This window comes from Microbacterium sp. R86528, assembly GCF_044596335.1.
Classification (GTDB): domain Bacteria; phylum Actinomycetota; class Actinomycetes; order Actinomycetales; family Microbacteriaceae; genus Microbacterium; species Microbacterium marmarense.
In genome coordinates this window covers 520,116-539,154 of record NZ_CP138996.1, presented here as the reverse complement: position 1 = coordinate 539,154, position 19,039 = coordinate 520,116, and the positions used below count along the sequence as shown (strand labels likewise).

General features: G+C 62.1%; 14 protein-coding genes. 6 read left to right on the top strand and 8 right to left on the bottom strand.

The window, feature by feature from the left end:
• Positions 1 to 46: 46 nt before the first annotated feature.
• The 3 genes from SJY18_RS02660 to SJY18_RS02650 form a co-directional block, all read right to left on the bottom strand.
• Complete coding sequence (locus tag SJY18_RS02660) at positions 47 to 742, bottom strand: coenzyme F420-0:L-glutamate ligase (protein WP_396668301.1); 696 nt, start codon at positions 740 to 742, stop codon at positions 47 to 49.
• A complete protein-coding gene (locus tag SJY18_RS02655) occupies positions 739 to 2,079 on the bottom strand; it encodes an RNA polymerase sigma factor (protein WP_337337959.1) in 1,341 nt (446 codons plus the stop codon). The genes SJY18_RS02660 and SJY18_RS02655 overlap by 4 nt, the downstream gene beginning before the upstream one ends.
• A gap of 250 nt (positions 2,080 to 2,329) precedes the next feature.
• On the bottom strand, positions 2,330 to 3,253 hold the full coding sequence (locus tag SJY18_RS02650; protein WP_396668300.1) for a proteasome assembly chaperone family protein: 924 nt from the start codon (positions 3,251 to 3,253) through the stop codon (positions 2,330 to 2,332).
• Positions 3,254 to 3,336: 83 nt separating this feature from the next.
• Between SJY18_RS02650 and SJY18_RS02645 the strand changes: the two genes are divergently transcribed.
• From SJY18_RS02645 to sucB, 3 genes are all read left to right on the top strand, one after another.
• A complete protein-coding gene (locus SJY18_RS02645; protein ID WP_396668299.1) occupies positions 3,337 to 4,812 on the top strand; it encodes a leucyl aminopeptidase in 1,476 nt (491 codons plus the stop codon).
• A complete protein-coding gene (lpdA, locus tag SJY18_RS02640) occupies positions 4,812 to 6,185 on the top strand; it encodes a dihydrolipoyl dehydrogenase (RefSeq protein ID WP_396668298.1) in 1,374 nt (457 codons plus the stop codon). The genes SJY18_RS02645 and lpdA overlap by 1 nt, the downstream gene beginning before the upstream one ends.
• Positions 6,186 to 6,246: 61 nt before the next feature.
• Positions 6,247 to 7,995, top strand: coding sequence for a 2-oxoglutarate dehydrogenase, E2 component, dihydrolipoamide succinyltransferase (gene sucB / locus SJY18_RS02635; protein ID WP_396668297.1), 1,749 nt, complete (start codon positions 6,247 to 6,249; stop codon positions 7,993 to 7,995).
• A gap of 15 nt (positions 7,996 to 8,010) precedes the next feature.
• Here sucB and SJY18_RS02630 read toward each other — a convergent pair whose 3' ends face one another.
• Positions 8,011 to 9,345, bottom strand: coding sequence for a hypothetical protein (locus SJY18_RS02630; RefSeq protein WP_396668296.1), 1,335 nt, complete (start codon positions 9,343 to 9,345; stop codon positions 8,011 to 8,013).
• Positions 9,346 to 9,466: 121 nt separating this feature from the next.
• Here SJY18_RS02630 and SJY18_RS02625 point away from each other — a divergent pair, with 121 nt between their 5' ends.
• Positions 9,467 to 10,177 (top strand): DUF4191 family protein, encoded by a 711-nt coding sequence (locus SJY18_RS02625; RefSeq protein WP_337337965.1) that lies wholly within the window; start codon positions 9,467 to 9,469, stop codon positions 10,175 to 10,177.
• 3 nt (positions 10,178 to 10,180) lie between these two features.
• Here SJY18_RS02625 and SJY18_RS02620 read toward each other — a convergent pair whose 3' ends face one another.
• Positions 10,181 to 10,636 (bottom strand): GNAT family N-acetyltransferase, encoded by a 456-nt coding sequence (locus tag SJY18_RS02620; protein WP_396668295.1) that lies wholly within the window; start codon positions 10,634 to 10,636, stop codon positions 10,181 to 10,183.
• A 137-nt stretch (positions 10,637 to 10,773) separates the two neighbouring features.
• Between SJY18_RS02620 and SJY18_RS02615 the strand changes: the two genes are divergently transcribed.
• Positions 10,774 to 12,570, top strand: coding sequence for a threonine/serine exporter ThrE family protein (locus SJY18_RS02615; protein WP_396668294.1), 1,797 nt, complete (start codon positions 10,774 to 10,776; stop codon positions 12,568 to 12,570).
• Between the two features lie 18 nt (positions 12,571 to 12,588).
• Here SJY18_RS02615 and SJY18_RS02610 read toward each other — a convergent pair whose 3' ends face one another.
• Positions 12,589 to 13,014: an RDD family protein gene (locus SJY18_RS02610; RefSeq protein WP_396668293.1), complete on the bottom strand. Its 426-nt coding sequence runs from the start codon at positions 13,012 to 13,014 to the stop codon at positions 12,589 to 12,591.
• Positions 13,015 to 13,146: 132 nt separating this feature from the next.
• Between SJY18_RS02610 and glnA (SJY18_RS02605) the strand changes: the two genes are divergently transcribed.
• On the top strand, positions 13,147 to 14,571 hold the full coding sequence (glnA, locus tag SJY18_RS02605) for a type I glutamate--ammonia ligase (protein WP_337337969.1): 1,425 nt from the start codon (positions 13,147 to 13,149) through the stop codon (positions 14,569 to 14,571).
• 53 nt (positions 14,572 to 14,624) lie between these two features.
• On the opposite strand, the gene SJY18_RS02600 is transcribed toward glnA (SJY18_RS02605), so the two are convergent.
• Positions 14,625 to 17,627, bottom strand: coding sequence for a bifunctional [glutamine synthetase] adenylyltransferase/[glutamine synthetase]-adenylyl-L-tyrosine phosphorylase (locus tag SJY18_RS02600; protein ID WP_396668292.1), 3,003 nt, complete (start codon positions 17,625 to 17,627; stop codon positions 14,625 to 14,627).
• A 17-nt stretch (positions 17,628 to 17,644) separates the two neighbouring features.
• Positions 17,645 to 18,982, bottom strand: a complete 1,338-nt coding sequence (gene glnA / locus SJY18_RS02595; protein WP_396668871.1) for a type I glutamate--ammonia ligase — start codon at positions 18,980 to 18,982, stop codon at positions 17,645 to 17,647.
• Between the last annotated feature and the right edge of the window lie 57 nt (positions 18,983 to 19,039).

Here is a 19,039-nt window from a genome sequence, read left to right as displayed (position 1 = left end):
AATCTCCCGCTGCGCGTATCGCAGCGGGAGATTTTCTATACCGCGGCTAAACAGCGCGAATCACGCCGAGCGGCGTGGACTGATGGCCCTGGCCAAGCGGGTTGTCCTTCAAAATCGACACGAGCCGCTTCTCGGCGGTCTTGTCCAATGTGGAGCCGAGAATGTTTCCACCAAGATCATTGATGTCAACCACAGCGACCTCGCAGACGCCGCCAACGATCGACTTGAGATGGCGAGCAACTTCGTTTGGACGTTCGGGCCCCAGCACGACCGCCTGATTGTAGGGCGGGATGGTACCGCTTGTGGGTCCATCAATGGCGCGTGCCTTGTCGCCTGCGATGCGATAGAAATCGCCCTTGCGACCGAACAGCTTCGTCACGGCCGAAACAGCCGCGGCAAACAGGATCCGAACGGTGCCACACTCGCGTAGCGCCATTTCCATAGTCTCAGGCATGCCGAGACCAATGCCGTATGGAGTGCGGGTCACGTACTTCGAGAGGAAGAGTGCTAGCTTGCGTGGCGTGATTTCGTCGATCGCGAACGAGCGTCCCTGTGTGATCGCCACGATCTTCTCCGTGACGAACAGAATGTCGCCTTCGCGAACGACACTCGTGGCGTACTCGGCGATGAACTCGTCGAGATCATCACCGGGCATGACAACGCGCGTGCGAATTGGGATGCGTGCAAACGACATCCCATCGATGTCGACTGTGAGCGCCTTGCCGGCGTTAGCCTCACTCACTCGAGGTAGTCCCGCAATGACTGCGACCGGCTCGGGTGGCGCAACTTCGCCATCGTCTTCGATTCGATCTGGCGAATGCGCTCACGAGTGACACCGAACGTGTCGCCGATCTGGTCGAGAGTCTTGGGCTGTCCATCGCCCAGACCGAAGCGCATACGAATCACGCCCGCCTCACGTTCAGACAGCGAGTCGAGCAGCGACTCAAGCTGACGCTGCAACATGGTGAAACCCACTGCATCGGCGGGAACTACCGCTTCGGTATCTTCAATCAGGTCGCCGAACTCACTGTCGCCGTCTTCACCCAGCGGCGTGTGCAGAGAAATCGGCTCGCGACCGTACTTCTGCACCTCAACAACCTTCTCGGGGGTCATGTCGAGTTCGTGGCTGAGCTCTTCGGGCGTCGGTTCGCGACCGAGATCCTGCAGCATCTGACGCTGCACTCGTGCCAGCTTGTTGATGACTTCGACCATGTGCACGGGAATGCGAATGGTGCGCGCTTGGTCGGCCATTGCGCGGGTGATCGCTTGACGGATCCACCAGGTGGCGTAGGTCGAGAACTTGAAGCCCTTGGTGTAGTCGAACTTCTCGACGGCACGGATGAGCCCGAGGTTTCCCTCCTGGATCAGGTCGAGGAACTGCATCCCGCGACCGGTGTAGCGCTTTGCCAACGAGACGACGAGACGAAGGTTCGCGCCGAGAAGGTGGGACTTCGCGCGCTGACCGTCGCGGGCTACCCACTGGAGGTCGAGTCCCAGCTGGCCGGTCCTTTCAGACGGTGACATCTGCGCGAGCTTGTCTTCAGCGAACAGACCCGCTTCGATGCGCATCGCCAGCTCGACTTCTTGCTCCGCATTCAGGAGCGGAACTTTACCGATCTGCTTGAGGTAGTCCTTGACGGGGTCGGCCGTCGCACCGGTGATCTGGGTGGAGTAAACCGGCACATCCTCGTCGTCACTCGATGAGATGACGATCGCTCCGGTGGGCAGAGGTTCAGTGAACGCCGGCTTGGTGTTCTCTTCTTCCTCGTCTTCTTCTGCTGCAGGTGGCGCTTCTTCAGCCTCTGCGACAGGATCAGCAGCCTTGCGCCCGCGCTTGGCAGGAGTCTTCGCGGCCGCTTTTGCCGGAGCCTTAGCGGCTACCGGCGCATCTGCCGCAGCTTCGACGTCGTCGTCGACCTTCGTGCTCGCTGCCTTTTTCACAGGAGCCTTCTTCGCAGCAGCCTTCGCAGGGGTGCGCTTTGCGGCAGGCTTGCGAGCGGGCGCCGGAGCTGTCTCGACAGCTTCCTGTTCGGTGTCCGTCGCAGCCTTTTGGGCAGTTGTCTTCGCGCCTGGAGTCACGTTTAGCCTTTCACCGACGGGCACGAGCCGCACGCCCTCGGTATTCTTCGGACACTAGTAAGACCCTTGTCAAGTCCTCAGCCACGCGCGGAACGCGAACCTATCGGATTGACAACGGGTCAGAGTGTCTATTGTCTCACACATGTGCGGCACCTCTTGCAATTTCGCCGCTATTGTGCCTTTTGCATCTCGCCGAGTCCTGGAGACCGCACGAGACAGTCTGCAACGCGCGACGTGGCGCGAAGATTCCTCAGAGCCCGCGCTTGTCGTCTTCACCCGGAGGGCGTGATGCGAGAAAACGCTCCAACTCCGCGCCGAGTTCGTCGGCACTGGGCAGATCGCCCGTGTGAATAATCGGAGTCGCGTCGGTCGACCCCGCCATGTAGGCGTCGTATCGATCTTCCAGCCCCGAAACCATGCGAGAAAGCTCTTCGTTGTCTTTGATCTGGTCGCCCACCTTGGCGAGATAGTCGCGGTTGGCCTCGCGCAGGTCGTCACCAGCGAACACAAGCCCCGTGGCGATGGAAAGACTGTCGAGCGCGGCCATCGCGGCGGCGGGATAGTCGCTTTCGGCAAGATAGTGCGGCACGAGCAGAGCGAATCCTGCCACGTCGTTGCCAGCCTCAGCCAGGCGCAACTCGAGCAAGTGTGCTGCTGTCGCGGGGACTTGCGTGTGAGGTTGCCACACTGAGTGCGCTTTGGTCAGCTCCTTGCGCGTGCCGCTGACGGTCGTGCCGATTGGCCGGGTGTGAGGCACCGGCATCGGGATGGCGTGAACCCATGTCGCCGACGAGGTTTCGTAGGCGCCCGCGAAATCAACGACAGCTTCGGTGAATGCATCCCAGCCGAAGTCGGGTTCGTAGCCCCCGAGCAAGAGGAAGGGCTGGCCCAGAGTGTCGTGCACGAGCGACAGTTCAAGCCGCGGTGCACGATAGTCGGTGAGATGGTCCTGGTCGAAAGAGATCATCGGGCGTCGAGCTCGGTAGTCAAGAAGAGCGTCGTTCGAGAAGACGGAGACGGGGGTGCCGTCGAGCTCGTCACGCATGTAATCGAGCGTTTGACTCACCGCGTTGCCCGCATCGGCGAAGCCGGTGAGGGTGATGATGAGGGGAAGACCGGCGGGTACAGGCGGTGCTGAACTCGCGCGTTCAAATATGGGACCGGACGAAGGCATATCACCATCGTACGAGGCGTCGTCTACGCGTGGGTCGGGCACGTCCCGCTCACAGCGAACACATCGTCCCTAGGATGGAGAGCATGTCGTACCCCGACCTTGAATATTCGACCGAGTCCATCCGAGACACCGCCGCCGATGCGATCGTTCTGGCCCTTCCGCCGCTCGATACAGATCCGGCTCCTGACCTGGCCGAGTGGCCAGGTCTTGCACAGTCTCTGACAGCCATCGGGTTCACCGGTGCGCCAGGTGTGCTGGTGCGTGCCTACGCACCCGATGCCACCGCACTGCCGCTCGCCGTTGTCGGCACAGGCACGAATCCGGATGCCGCGAAAATGCGCGACAGCGTCGGCGCGGCGTTTCGTGCGCTCGTCGGTTTTGAGAAAGTCGCCCTCGCCTTTCCCCTCGCCGATGAGGCGCTCTGGTCGGCTGCAGCCGAAGGCGCTGCTCTCGGCGGATACCGTTTCGACGGGTACAAGAAGGCTGCCAAGAAGTCACGAGCCTCGCTTGTCACCTTGCACCTGGCGAGCATTCCCGACGAGACCGAAACCGCGCGTGTGCTTGCGAGCGCTGACGCCGTCGCCCTCGTGAAAGATCTCGTCGCGACTCCGGCGGAATGGCTCGGTCCTGCCGACTTCGCCGAGCACGCGACGCAGAGCGTTGCCGGCCTGGATGTTTCCGTACAGGTTTTCGATGAGGCGGCCCTCAAAGACGGCGGCTTCGGCGGCATCCTCGGTGTGGGGCAAGGGTCTGATCGCCCGCCACGGCTGGTGCGATTGGAGTATGCGCCGGCAGACGCCGAGCGACATGTCGCGCTCGTTGGTAAAGGTATCACGTTCGACACCGGCGGACTCTCGCTCAAACCTGCATCTGGCATGGTCGGCATGAAGTACGACATGTGCGGAGCTGCAACAGCGCTCGCGGTGCTGCGCGCCGTCGCCACGGTTCACGCGCCGGTCAAGGTCACCGCATGGCTCTGCATTGCCGACAACATGCCCTCGGGTCGAGCCACTCGCCCGGGTGATGTGCTCCGCATCGCGGACGGCACCACCGTCGAGGTGCTCAACACTGATGCCGAAGGACGCCTGGTGCTGGCTGATGGCCTTGTGGCGGCGAGCCGGGAGCATCCGGACTTGATCGTCGATGTCGCGACCCTGACTGGCGCTGTGACGGTTGCGCTCGGTACAAGGCACGCCGGCGTCATGGGTGACGACACCGCGGTCGCCGACTATCTGAAAGCTGCCGCCGACGTGAACGAACTAGCGTGGCAGCTGCCCCTCCCCGAACACATGGTTGACGAGCTCGATTCACCGATCGCGGATCTGCAGAACGCGAAAATCGGCGATCCTGCTGGTGGCACGATGTTCGCGGGCCTGTTCCTGCGTCATTTTGTCGGGCGAGTGAGCGATCAAGACGATGCTGCACGCATTCCTTGGGTGCACGTTGACATCGCGGGTGTCGGCATGAACAAGGGTGCCGGGTTCGGCTTTACCGACAAAGGGGCGACCGGAGCTTCTGTGCGAAGCCTCTTTCACTACGTCACGGGAGCAGCGAACTGATGGCGGAACACACCTTCGACGTCGTGATTCTGGGCGGCGGAAGCGGTGGCTATGCGGCAGCGATTCGCTCGGCTGAACTCGGAAAATCCGTCGCGGTGATTGAGAAAGACAAGCTGGGTGGCACGTGCTTGCATCGCGGCTGCATCCCCACAAAAGCTCTCCTTCATTCCGCCGAGGTCGCTGACACGGCTCGTGCCGCCGCCGACGTAGGCGTGCGAGCAACTTTCGATGGAATCGACGCGCAGGCGGTGCGTGCATATCGCGAGGGAATCGTCGCGAAGAAGTTCTCAGGACTTGAAAGCCTCATCAAGGCTCGGGGTATCACTGTCATCGCGGGCGAAGGGCGCCTCGTTGCTGCAACATCAGTCGGCGTCGACCAAGACGTCTATCACGGTGCCGACGTCATCTTGGCGACCGGATCGCAAAGTCGGTCGCTACCAGGACTCGATATCGCTGGTCGCGTTCTCACGAGCGAACAGGCCTTGGCGCTGGAGGAGATTCCCCAGTCAGTCATCATTCTTGGCGGCGGTGTCATCGGCGTGGAATTCGCCAGTGTCTGGCGCTCGTTCGGTGTCGATGTGACAATCATCGAGGCAATGGATCATCTCGTTCCCAACGAGGACCTCGCAGCTAGCAAGGCTCTCGAGCGCGCCTTCCGGCGCCGCGGTATCAAGTCGTCTCTGGGCGTGCGTTTCGCGTCATCTGCCCAGACTGATGATGGCGTCGCGGTGAGACTCGAGAACGGTCAAGAGTTCGCGGCGGACTATCTCTTAGTGGCCGTTGGCCGGGGGCCGGTTACCGCCGGGCTCGGCTTCGAAGACGCTGGTGCCACGCTCGATCGGGGTTTCGTCGTCACAGACGAGCGCCTGCGAACCGGCGTCGATCACCTTTGGGCAGTGGGCGACATCGTTCCCGGGTTGCAGCTTGCTCATCGCGGCTTTCAGCAGGGAATACTCGTCGCCGAGCAGATCGCTGGCCACACTCCCCCGTTGGTCGCGGACGTGAACATCCCCAAGGTCACCTACTCGCATCCTGAGGTGGCTTCGGTCGGCTTTACCGAAGCTCAGGCCATCGCAGACCACGGCGCAGACCAGATTGCGTCTTTCGAGTACAACCTGGCCGGCAACGGCAAGAGCCACATCCTCGGTACCGCCGGAATCGTCAAGGTCGTCCGAATCAAGGACGGCCCTGTGCTCGGCGTGCACATGGTCGGCGACCGCGTCGGCGAACTCATCTCCGAGGCGCAGCTCGTGGTCGGCTGGGAAGCTCATCCTGAAGACATCGCACCCTTTATCCACGCACATCCCACCCAAAGCGAGGCTCTGGGAGAGGCATTCTTGGCTCTCTCGGGCAAACCGCTTCACGCGATCTGACGATCGTGGTCGCAGTCGTCACTAAGCTAGAAAAGAATTCCATCTTGAAGGAGACATCGTCATGAGCACTTCCGTGGTCCTCCCCGCTCTCGGAGAGAGCGTTACCGAGGGAACGGTCACCCGCTGGCTCAAGCAGGTCGGCGACACGATCGAGGTGGACGAGGGACTCCTCGAGATCTCCACTGACAAGGTCGACACCGAAATCCCGTCACCTGTCAGCGGCGTTATCGAAGAAATTCTCGTCCAAGAGGATGAGACCGTCGAGGTCGGCGCGGTTCTCGCGAAGATCGGTGATGGCTCGGGGGCTTCCGAGGCGCCCGCTGCTCCGGCCGCTGAGTCGGCACCGGCTGAAGAGGCACCCGCTGAAGCTGCGCCGGCTGAAGCTGCGCCCGCTGAGGCAGAATCGACTGAAGCTGCGCCGGCTGAAGAGGCTCCTGCGCAAGCACCTCCCGCAGCGTCTGGCGGCAAAGACGTGGTCTTGCCCGAACTCGGAGAGAGCGTCACTGAAGGTACCGTCACTCGTTGGCTGAAGCAGGTCGGCGAAGACGTTGACGTCGACGAGCCGTTGCTCGAGATTTCTACCGACAAGGTTGATACCGAGATCCCGTCGCCTATCGCCGGGGTGCTTCAGGAGATTGTCGTCGGGGAAGACGAGACAGTTGAGGTTGGCGCGGTCCTCGCGCGCATTGGCGATTCCGCGCCCGCGGCGCAACCTGAGCCCGAGGCTGCTCCGGCTGCCGAAGCGAAGCCCGAGCCCGAGTCAAAGCCCGAGCCTGACGCGAAGCCTGAGCCCGAAGCGAAGCCCGAGCCCGAAGCGAAGCCTGAGCCCGAGGCGAAGCCTGAGCCCGCCGCCCCGAGCGCTGCTCCCGCTGCTGCTGCGCTCGCTGACGACTCAGACACCGTCGCATACGTGACTCCGCTGGTTCGTCGATTGGCACAGCAGCAGAACGTCGATCTCGCTTCCGTAACCGGAACCGGCGTGGGAGGGCGTATTCGCAAAGAAGACGTTCTCAAAGCCGCGGAGGCAGCATCTGCGCCCGCCGCGACTGCCGCAGCTCCGAGCGCGCCCGAACCGGCGCCGCTTGAGGTTTCGCCGTTGCGCGGCACCACACAGCCCATGTCGCGTCTGCGCAAGGTTCTTGCCGAGCGAGCGGTCGCTTCGATGCAGTCGACAGCGCAACTCACTACCGTTGTCGAGGTTGACGTCACAAAACTGGCCAACTTCCGTGACCAGGTGAAGGGAGACTTCCTCGCAAAGACCGGCGACAAGCTGTCATTCCTCCCCTTCTTCGCGTTGGCGGCAGCTGAAGCACTTCAGGCTTTCCCGATCGTCAACTCCACCGTTGACGGAGACAAGATTGTCTACCCGGCGAGCGAGAACCTGTCGATCGCGGTCGACACCGAGCGCGGTCTACTCACGCCGGTCTTGCGTGATGCCGCTTCGAAGAACCTCGCAGAGATCGCTCACGAAGTCGCAGACCTCGCGGCTCGTACGCGCGACAACAAGTTGAAGCCCGACGAGCTCGGTGGCGGGACGTTCACTCTGACCAACACCGGCTCGCGTGGTGCGCTGTTCGACACGCCCGTCGTGTTCTTGCCGCAGACGGCGATTCTCGGCACGGGAATCGTCGTGAAGCGTCCGGGTGTGGTGTCGGTCGATGGGAAGGACGCCATTTCGGTGCGCTCCTACGTCTACCTCGCACTTTCTTATGATCACCGTGTTATCGACGGTTCGGATGCAGCGCGCTTCCTTGGTGCTGTGAAGGCACGCCTCGAGGCGGCTTCGTTCCAGGGATCCCTCGGAATCTAGTCATCGTGTGAATGGCTACTGCTCGGCGTCATACACGTCGCGCAGTAGCCATTCGTCGTTTCTGCGCTCGATGACAACGATCTGAGACTCGCCACTGCGCGCTTCGACCTGCACGACGGCGACTCCCCCATACTCGTCGATCAACGTTTCAGAGCGTTGATCGGAGGGCAGATCGATCACTCCGGCTGGCGGCACAAATCCGCTCTCGACGGCGAAGGCAGTTTCGCAGCCGTCGTCACCTTCACAGTCGGCTCGCCGGGTGAGCAGAGAATCGACAGCCGTTGCGATGTCGGTGTCGGTGCGTGCACCGGATGACTCTTTCTCGTCGGCAGCATCGTTTTCTGGTGCCGGCGACTCAGTCGGTGACACGCCTGGATCCGAGTCCTCCGAGACCATGGCGGTAGCGCTCGGCGATGGCAGCTCGGCGGTCGCCGGTGCTCCAAGTTCCGTTGGCCAGAACATTCCCCCGGCGAGCACTGTCGCGGTCACTGCTGCGGCGACGAGCCAGGGTGCGCGTTTACTGGTTGAGCGCCGGGAGGTTGTCAACCAGCGCCACACCACGGTGGTTGCGCGTGAGAAGGTGTCGGCGAGGTCTGCATCGACATGGCGAGCGAGACGCTCAGTGAGTCCGCGGGAATGAGGCGTCAAGATCTCATCAAACGTGGTCGCAGTGTGGCTGGCGAGATCTCTCGCTTTGCGTGTGCTCCCGATTGCAGAGGTCGCAAGTGCGCTTGACTCTGCAATCGTGAAGAGCAGCTCTTCTGCGCGGTCGTATTCGCGTTCATTCTCGACGGCACCATCGAGCGCGACAAGCGCCTCTGCCCACACCGGGCCCGCGGCATCATCTTCGGAGATGGCGCGGATCAGCGAGAGCGAATGTTCCCATGCCATCTGAGTGGATGCGCCGGCGGCAAGCACCGGGCGACCAGATTGCGTGAGCCACCACTGACCGGCCACGGCGGCGCTGTCCGTCACCTCGCTCAGTCCGCGTACGATGCTGACCGCCAGAGTCACGCGCTCCCCTTTTGTCAACGCAACGCCGAGATTCTGGCGGCGTGCAACGAAGTCCTCGACACGCTCGGTGAGCACGGGCATCGCCACGTCGTGACCATCACTGCGCCTCACGATCGCAAGAGGTGTGACGAGGTGACCATCAGGATCAGCGGACCAGCCATCCCATTGCTCAGGCAGAGACCGAGCATCGATCAGCACGCACGTGTCGCCCGACTCCACGGTGGTGAGCATTCCGCCGAACGGAGCATCATCGCCCGCTCGCACGGGTCTGATGCCGCGATATGGCACACTCAACGCGGTGCGGGGCGTCGACGGGTCGGTAGGCATATCGGTCATCACCCCACACTTGCGCGCGTCCAACGGCATCGGATCGGCAAGAGTCGAGGTGTGCGCAAGTCAGGAGGGCTGAGTGTCGGGGAGGAGTAGAACGGCGCGGCGACAAAGTAGGCTGTAGTTCATGTCCAGCCGCAGTTCAGTTCCCGAGAAGCGTCCCGGTTTCTTCTCACAGCTTCGTACGCTCTACTCGTTCACTCAGAAGTCATTCCGGTGGCTCCCGTTCTTGCTGATCGCGATCATTCTGATTGGCGTCGCTGCAGGCGTGGGCGTCGGATTTCTGATTCCGCCGGTCGCAGTGTGGAGCCTGATCTTGTGGGGCATCACCGGCCTCATGCTCGGAGTTCTGGGCGCGCTTACCACGATGACGCGTCTGTCCACACATGCGATGTACCGCAAGATCGACGGTATGCCCGGAGCAACGGGACATGTGCTCTCGACGTCTCTCGGCCGCAAATGGCAGGCCAGTGAGGCTCCGGTCGGGGTGAACCCCAAGACGCAGGAAGCGGTCTATCGTACTGTCGGCCGCGGCGGTGTAGTTATCGTCGGTGAAGGCAATCGCAGTCGACTCACGCGACTCGTCGGCGATGAGCGCTCCAAGGTCAAGCGCGTCGCTTCGGGAGTTCCCATCACGGTGTTCTATGTCGGACACGGCGACGACGAGGTCACGATCGCAAAGCTCGCATCCGCGATCAAGTCTCTCCCGAAGGCAATCGACCGCACCACGATGGCGGCAGTCATCAAGAGAATTGATTCGGTATCGCAGTCGAAGTCATCGCTGCCGATCCCCAAGGGCATCGACCCGACAAAGGCTCGCGCTCCTCGACCTCGCTGAGCGCTAGTCGCTCGTTCCGGCGCGACGCATAGGAATGTGCGGAATGTCATCTTCGACGAACGGTTCCCCCGATTGCGAGAAACCAAAGCGTCCGTACCACTCGCTCAGATGAGTTTGCGCGTCGAGCACTACGGGCGCTGTGGGGCGAAGCTCGGCACATCGTCCAATGGCGAGACGCATCAAACGAGCAGAGTGCCCGAGTCCGCGTGCGCCGGGCGACGTTGCAACACGCCCGATGCGCATCTCTGTCGGCTCGCACAGGATTCGCAGCGTCGACACCACCTGATCGGAGTCTTCGATCCAGGCAAGCTCTGCGCCCGGCTCGATATCTCGTCCGTCCAGTTCCGCGTAGGCGGCCTGCTGTTCGACGACAAAGACACTCACGCGAAGCCACAGGATGCGATAGATGGTTTGCGGGTCGATGTCTGCAACCGGAGCGCAATGAATAGCTATGGGCACCATTCGACGGTACGCCATCGAACGACGAGGCTCCTGTAGGTCGATCCAGCACACGCAACTCGCACCTATCGTGCAGCGGACGCATGGCACCCTGGGATGAAACGCAGCGCGAGAACGAATAACGACGGAGGTGGGGCGTGAGAGCATCTTTGGTCCTGCTCAATGTTGTGATCACGGCCTCACTCACGCTGGCATCGGTCGCCGGCGCGGCGACGCTGGCACCGGATGACGCGGAAACAATCACACCGACACCAGGTGTCGCGGCGACCGCGACGCCTGTGCCAGAAGTCGCCGAGACTGCTGAGCCTTCCCCGACCCCTACGGGCGGGTTAGAGACCCCTACCCCTACGCCCAGCACCACCTCCGAGCCGACGTTCACCGCAACCGCGACGCCCACGTCAACCGCGACGCCCACCGCGAGCCCGACAGCCACCTCCACCCCCACGGCAACGCCCACTCCCACACTCGTTCCCGCCGTGCCGCCGTCAGTGGCCACCTCGACGACATCGTGGCTCACGGTGCTCATCGCAGTCGGGGTGCTTGCGGCAGCGCTGATCATCTTCATCGTTCTCGTGCGCCGTGCGCCGCGTGCAGTCCCAGCAACGTCTGCTGCTGTGCTCCCGGGGGCCAAGGACGAGTCGGCAACCGTTGTCGTAGACGCGATGGCTGCAATGGGACAGGCCATGGTTGACAGCGGCTATTCGGTAGGAATGGTTCGCACCGCGATGATGGACATCGCCGCGGTGAATGGACACCCCGAAGCGGAGGTCATCGTCCTCCCGACTGCGTTGATGCTCTCGGTGAATGACGACGGCCGCGCCATCACCAGAGTCGTCAGCGCCGGAGACTCGACATTTCTGCTGCACCAGGTTGCGGCGGTAGACGCGCTCGTGCGGCGCGCTCGCGCGCAGCACGGCGCTGCCTCGCGGCTCGCTGACGAGGTGTCGATGATCCGTGTCATGCCGCCCTCGTTCACTCATTTTCAGCGCGTGCTCGCCTACTCGGCGTTGTCTGCGGGAATCTCTGTGCTGCTGGGCGCATCGTGGCTCGGGGTGCTCCTCGCCGTAGTGCTCGGGGTCGCGGTGGGACTGCTGCTGCTGTTTTCTGAGCAAGTGCCTACCAGCTACCGCGTGCTTGTCAACGTCGCCGCTGCCTTTGCGGTCGGCGTCGTGGTGCTTCTGGTCGCGCGAACGTCGTCAGACATTGGAGTGTTGGCGACGGCAATCGCTCCCCTGGTCATTCTGCTGCCGGGGGGCCTGCTCACGACAGCGGTGATCGAGCTTGCGACAGGCCACATCATGTCTGGCGCTGCCAGAGCAGCCGCCGGAGCGATGCGCTTGTTGCTTCTAGCGGTCGGCATGGTTGCGGCAGCCGCCCTCATCGGAGTGCCTTCGTTCACGCTCACCGGTGACGCGTCTGGGGTGAACTCGCTCGCGCCATGGATCGCGGTTGCCGTGTTCGGCATTGGAATATCCGTGTATCAATGCGCAGACCGATCATCGATTCTTTGGATACTGCTGGTGCTGTACGTCGCGTACGGCGCACAGGTTCTCGGAGACATCTTCTTCGGTGGCGTGCTTTCTGCCCTCATCGGCGCTGTAGCCATGGTTCCCGTCGCTGTCACCGTGGCACGACAGCGCACCGGCCCGCCCGCCATCGTGAGCTTCTTGCCAGCCTTCTGGCTGCTCGTTCCCGGGGCGCTCGGGTTGGCGGGGGTCGCGGCGGTGCTCGGCGGCGACTCGAGCGGGGTCGACACGATCGTCACAACAGTGGCCACGATGATCTCCATCGCCTTGGGCGTCTTGATCGGCCTGGCGCTCACGAACATTCCGCGCCATATGCCTATTCGCGGCGCGGCTGAGCGCACTGACCTCAACGCATCGACAGATGCGATCGCTTCGACGAGCGAGCGTTACGCAACGGATGAACCGTAACGCAACGCCGACCACAACTCAGCGCCGCACGAGCACCGTGCCTGCGAGTTTGTCGTGGAAGCCTCTGTGATCGGCATCCCAAACAACGGCGGGAATCACAATGACGAGCAGCAACGTGCGCACGATAGGACGCCAAAGTCCGACCCATGCCCCATCGACGCGCCTCAGCGTAAGGCCGAAGAGGCGGTGGCCGGGGCTTGACTGCATGGTCGGCAGAAAAAGCACCTGAAGCACCGCGAACACGATCAATGGGTAGAAGAGGGTTATGCCCGCGTCGGCTGGCAAGGCAAACTGGTCGTACCCGAAGAACGCGGCGATGATCGTTGCCGCAATGTAGTCGACAAACAACGCACCTACGCGGCGTCCGAGCTTGCCGATCGAGCCGCGTCCGTCGCTTGGCAGGCCAAGACGCTCGCCGGGAAATGTCTCAGGACTCGCGCTCATGCGACAAGCGTATCCAGGTGCCTGTAACATGCACGAAACAATGTGGTCACTGGTGGGCAACGCCTTACCGGTACCTTTCAGGAAGGTCCGCGTTTAGCGCGGCGATCCCGAAGCCCTACCTCTGGAGCGTTAATGTTCAAAGATTCATCCGAGGTCCTGAAGTTCATCAAGGACGAGGACGTCAAGTTCCTCGACATCCGTTTCACGGATCTTCCTGGCGTTCAGCAGCACTTCAACATTCCCGCATCGTCTGTCGATGAAGAGTTCTTCACCGTCGGTCAGCTGTTCGATGGCTCGTCGATCCGCGGCTTCGCCAACATCCACGAGTCCGACATGCAGCTCATCCCTGATGTCACGACCGCCTACCTCGACCAGTTCCGCGACGCGAAGACGCTCGTCATGATCTTCGACATCTACAACCCGCGCAATGGTGAGATCTACCACAAGGACCCGCGCCAGGTTGCCAAGAAGGCCGAGAAGTACCTTGAGTCGACGGGTATCGCAGACACGGCATTCTTTGCGCCCGAGGCCGAGTTCTACATTTTCGACGACGTGCGTTTCGAGGTCAAGCAGAACTCCAGCTTCTACTCGGTCGACTCCGAAGAAGGTGCCTGGAACTCAGGTCGCGCAGAAGAAGGCGGAAACCTCGGAAATAAGACGCCCTACAAGGGTGGCTACTTCCCGGTCAGCCCCGTCGACAAGACCGCCGACCTGCGCGACGACATCACCCTCAAGCTGATTGAGGCTGGTTTCGTGCTCGAGCGCTCGCACCACGAGGTGGGTACCGGTGGTCAGCAGGAGATCAACTACCGTTTCGACACCATGGTGCACTCGGCTGATGACATCTTGAAGTTCAAGTACATCGTCAAGAACACCGCTGAGCTGTGGGGCAAGTCCGCTACCTTCATGCCCAAGCCGCTGTTCGGCGACAACGGTTCTGGTATGCACGTGCACCAGTCACTGTGGCTCGACGGAAAGCCGCTCTTCTACGATGAGCAGGGCTATGGCGGTCTCTCCGACACCGCGCGTTGGTACATCGGCGGGCTGCTGAAGCACGCTGCATCGGTACTCGCATTCACGAACCCTACGATCAACTCCTACAAGCGTCTGGTCAAGGGCTACGAGGCCCCGGTCAACTTGGTCTACTCGGCCGGAAACCGTTCCGCCGCGGTTCGCATCCCGATCACGGGAAGCAACCCCAAGGCAAAGCGCATCGAGTTCCGCGCACCGGATGCTTCGGGTAACCCGTACTTGGCCTTCGCCGCCCAGCTGATGGCTGGACTTGACGGAATCAAGAACCGTATCGAGCCGCACGAGCCCGTCGACAAGGACCTCTACGAGCTCCCTCCTGAGGAAGCAAAGAACATCCCTCAGGTTCCGAACTCGTTGCTCGACTCGCTCGAGGCGCTTCGCGAAGACCACGAGTTCCTGCTTGCCGGAAACGTCTTCACTCCTGAGCTCATCGAGACGTGGATCGAGTACAAGATCGAGAACGAAATCAAGCCGATCGCTGCTCGTCCGCACCCGTTCGAGTTCGAGTTGTACTACGGCGTCTGATCTAGAGCGCTGAACGATGGGCCCCGGGAAACCGGGGCCCATCTTCGTGTTCGCTACCCGTAGAAAAGCTTCTCGAAGACGCGGCGCGAGCGGCGCGCGGTTGCGAGGTAGTCTTCTTCGACGCTCGTGGCAGAGCGCGGCGGATAGCCCAACAGTCGCCCGATGCCATCGAGCCGCTTGCGATCGGCTGGCAGCACATCGCTGGTCTGACCAGAGAGCAACGTGTTCGCAGAACGCAGTCGGCTCGAAAGCCGCCATGCTTCTCCGAGTCGCTGTGCAGCAATCTCGGGAATGAGCCCGGCGGCACTCGCTGCCTCTAACGTTGCCTGCGTCGAGGTGGTGCGCAGTTCGGGGTGGTCGTGACCGTGCTCGAGCTGAATGATCTGACACAGCCATTCGACATCACTCAGTGTGCCCGGGCCGAGCTTCAGATGACGCGACGGATCCACGCCTTGCGGCAGCCGTTCATTTTCTACTCGTGCCTTGATGCGCTTGATCTCACGCAAACTCTGCGGATCGACCGCGGCAGGATAGCGCACCTGGTCGGCCAGCTCCATGAACGCGGTGATCAGCTTGACGCTCCCGGCTACGCCGCGAGCACGCAACAGTGCCTGCGCCTCCCACGAGAGCGACCAGCGGCGGTAGTACTCGGCGTACGAGTCCAGTGACCGCACGAGCGGTCCGTTGCGGCCCTCGGGCCGAAGGTCGGCGTCAAGATCCAGTGGCAGTCGGTGATCTTCCGAGTGCTTGCGAAGTTCAGAGACGATCTTCGTTGAAAGCGCGTGCGCACGCTCTGCGGAGACATCGTTCGCGCGATACACGTACATCACATCGGCATCTGACCCGAAGCCGAGTTCTGCACCCCCGAATCGGCCCATCGCGATGATCGAGAAATCCAACGAGTCATCTTCGGGCGGAACCACCTCGCGTCGCACCGCGCGCAGTGTCGCTTGAATGGTCACGTCCGTGATGGTCGTGAGCGCGGCAGCGACTTCTTCGATCGTGATGTCGCCACCGATGCCAGCCATGGCTGTGCGCAGCAGCTCACGCCTGCGCAGCGCTCTCACGGCGCGCATGGCGTCATCGATGCGTGTGTGACGCGTCTGAATAGCACGCGCCTCTTGCTGTAGTGCCGTCCCAGTGCGAGGTCGAAGCGCTGCCGGATCGTCTAGCCACGCGGCCGATTCCGGTATCCACTCCATGAGCTCGCCGACGTAGTGCGATCCCGACAAGGCGTACGACAGCGACTCCGCTGCGCCTGAGGAATCTCGCAGCATCCGCAGGAACCAATGGGTGTCACCGAGTCGTTCGCTCAAGCGTCTGAACGCGATGAGACCGTAGTCGGGATCGACGCCATGCGCGAACCAACGGATCATCACGGGCATGAGATGGCGCTGGATTGTCGCCTTGCGGCTGAGGCCCGTGGTGAGCGCGGCGATATGCCGCAGTGCACCTGCGGGATCCACGAACCCGATTGCCGCCAGTCGATCGCGAGCCTGGTCGGTGGACAGAACCCGTTCTTCGGCTGGCAAGGAGGCAACGGCAGACAGCAGCGGCCGGTAGAACAGCCGCACGTGGATTTCGCGAACCTCGCGCTTGACTCGCTCCCATTGATCCCAGATCTTGGGGCCGGTCTCGGCAAGTTTGGTCGCGCGCGCGAGTATTCGCAGGTCACTGCGATCCTCCGGCATCAGATGCGTGCGGCGAAGGTGACGCAACTGCACGCGGTGTTCAAGTAGGCGAAGAAACCGGTAGTGATCAGAGAATGTGGATGCCTCGGCGCGCCCGATATAGCCCTGTGCGACCAGTGAGTCGAGTGCGTCTAATGTACTGCGTTGGCGAATGCGCTCATCTGACAGACCATGCACGAGCTGCAGAAGCTGCACCGTGAACTCGATGTCTCGGATGCCACCGGGGCCGAGCTTGATCTGCAGCGGCACCTCTTCGGGTGGGATGTGTTCCGTTACCCGCTCTCGCATTCGCTGTACATTGTCAACGAAGTTCTCGCGCGCAGCGCTGGTCCAGATCTTAGGCTGAACGGCATCGACGTACGCGGCCCCCAGCTCAGCATCCCCCGCTATCGGACGGGCTTTGAGCAGCGCTTGAAACTCCCAGCCTTTCGCCCACCGGTCGTAGTAGGCCAGATGAGAGTCAAGAGTGCGCACAAGGGCGCCCTGCTTTCCCTCTGGTCGCAGATTCGCATCCACCTCCCACAATGGCGGTTCGATCTCGATACTCGACACACCGCGCATCGTCTGCAAGGCCAGGCGTGTGGCGATATCGACGATCTTGCTTTGGCCGAGCGACTCTTCAGCCTCAGCATCTGCGCCCGCGACGAAAATAACGTCTACGTCGCTGATGTAGTTGAGCTCGCGTGCCCCGGTCTTGCCCATGCCGATGATCGATAGCTGCGTCGCGGCGACATCGGCGCGCGGGAACAGACCAGCGCCCGCCGCTCCCCCAGAGATCCGCGTGCGAGCCACACACAGCGAAGCCTCTAGAGCGGCCCCCGCGGCGTCTGCAAGTCGTGAGGACACCGCAGCGACCTCATTGATAGGTGAATCGCTCAAGAGGTCGTACGCCGCGATCTGCGCGAGGATGCGGCGATAGCGCACACGCAACGCAACCCATGAAGTTTCAGAGCCGTCGGGGGCGAAGCCGTCTTTCGCCGCGACGGACTCCAGCATCGAGGCGAGCACTCCTTGGCTACTCGGAAGGGCGCCGAACGTGTGGATCTGACCGATCTCTTCGGGATGCCGCAGATAGAACTCGCCGAACCCGGTAGACGCCCCCAACAATGCCCAGAGCGTTCGCCAACCGTGGGCGCTCTGCCGCAGTGCCCGCACCGGAGCAGCATCCCGTCGGACGATCGAGACGAGCGCGCTGATAGCACCGTCTGGATCTGCCGCAACAGCGACGTCGCTGAGCAACTCGTCGCGTGTGAGTCCGGTTTCTACACTGAGCTCTTCCAGGTACTTTTCGGCGTCTTGAAGATCGCCAAAGCCGAGCCGTGCAAGTGGCGTGAGTGAAGAGCCGGGGCGTTCGCTGGGAGCCATACGTCAGCCGTGTGGCGTCAGAGCATCTCGAGGTTGCTCTTGAGCTCGTACGGAGTCACCTGCGAACGATACTCCTGCCACTCCTGACGCTTGTTCAGCAGCACGTAGTTGAATACCTGCTCACCGAGCGTCTCGGCGACCAGTTCTGACTCCTGCATGAGCTCGAGGGCATGATCGAGACTCGCGGGCAGTGGATCGTAGCCAAGCGCGCGCCGCTCCGAGTCGGTGAGTGACCAGACGTTGTCTTCTGCCTCGGGTGGGAGCTCGTATTCTTCTTCGATTCCCTTGAGGCCTGCTGCCAAGAGGAGTGCGTAGGCCAGGTAAGGGTTTGCCGCCGAGTCGAGTCCGCGGTACTCAACACGCGACGATCCGCCCTTGTTGGGCTTGTACATCGGCACGCGCACGAGCGCGGAGCGGTTGTTGTGACCCCAGCAGATGAAACTCGGAGCCTCGTCGCCGCCCCAAAGTCGCTTGTACGAGTTCACGAACTGGTTGGTCACCGCTGCGATCTCGCCAGCGTGCTTCAACAGTCCCGCGATGAACTGGCGACCAACCTTCGAAAGCTGGTATTCGCCACTCTCGTCGTAGAACGCGTTGACATCGCCCTCGAAGAGCGACATGTGGGTGTGCATACCGCTGCCGGGCTTGCCACCCAGGGGCTTCGGCATAAACGTCGCATACACGCCCTGTTCGATCGCGACCTCTTTGATGACCGTGCGGAAGGTCATGATGTTGTCGGCAGTAGCGAGCGCGTCTGCGTAGCGAAGGTCGATCTCGTTCTGGCCCGGTCCACCTTCATGGTGGCTGAACTCGACCGAGATACCCAGATCCTCGAGCATGCGCACAGAGCGCCGCCGGAAGTCGTGCGCCGTTCCGCCTGGCACGTTGTCGAAGTACCCAGCTGAGTCGACCGGCTGCGGACCTTCCGGCCCGTACGACGACGACTTCAGAAGGTAGAACTCGATCTCAGGGTGCGTGTAGAAAGTGAAGCCGGCGTCAGCCGCTTTCGCCAACGCACGCTTCAGCACGTGACGAGGGTCAGCAACCGCGGGTTGACCGTCGGGAGTCGTGATATCGCAGAACATGCGTGCGGTGGGGTCGATCTCACCGCGCCACGGAAGCGTCTGGAACGTCGTCGGGTCTGGGTGGGCCAGCAGATCGGATTCGTACGACCGCGTGAGTCCCTCGATGGCAGAGCCATCGAATCCAAGGCCCTCAGTGAAGGCACCTTCAACTTCCGCCGGGGCGATCGCCACCGATTTCAAGGTGCCGATCACGTCTGTGAACCACAGACGAACGAACTTGACTCCTCGCTCTTCGATTGTCCTCAGAACGAAGTCACGCTGCTTGTCCATCGCATCCTCTCCAGTGCCGGGCGCGGCCATAGCCAGACTACTGGTCGCACGCGGCGA

Coding starts and splice junctions, on each gene's coding strand:
- SJY18_RS02630 (WP_396668296.1), bottom strand. CDS start 9,345: ATGACCGATATGCCTACCGACCCGTCGACGCCCCGCACCGCGTTGAGT.
- SJY18_RS02650 (WP_396668300.1), bottom strand. CDS start 3,253: ATGCCTTCGTCCGGTCCCATATTTGAACGCGCGAGTTCAGCACCGCCT.
- SJY18_RS02645 (WP_396668299.1), top strand. CDS start 3,337: ATGTCGTACCCCGACCTTGAATATTCGACCGAGTCCATCCGAGACACC.
- SJY18_RS02610 (WP_396668293.1), bottom strand. CDS start 13,014: ATGAGCGCGAGTCCTGAGACATTTCCCGGCGAGCGTCTTGGCCTGCCA.
- glnA (WP_337337969.1), top strand. CDS start 13,147: ATGTTCAAAGATTCATCCGAGGTCCTGAAGTTCATCAAGGACGAGGAC.
- sucB (WP_396668297.1), top strand. CDS start 6,247: ATGAGCACTTCCGTGGTCCTCCCCGCTCTCGGAGAGAGCGTTACCGAG.
- lpdA (WP_396668298.1), top strand. CDS start 4,812: ATGGCGGAACACACCTTCGACGTCGTGATTCTGGGCGGCGGAAGCGGT.
- glnA (WP_396668871.1), bottom strand. CDS start 18,982: ATGGACAAGCAGCGTGACTTCGTTCTGAGGACAATCGAAGAGCGAGGA.
- SJY18_RS02625 (WP_337337965.1), top strand. CDS start 9,467: ATGTCCAGCCGCAGTTCAGTTCCCGAGAAGCGTCCCGGTTTCTTCTCA.
- SJY18_RS02600 (WP_396668292.1), bottom strand. CDS start 17,627: ATGGCTCCCAGCGAACGCCCCGGCTCTTCACTCACGCCACTTGCACGG.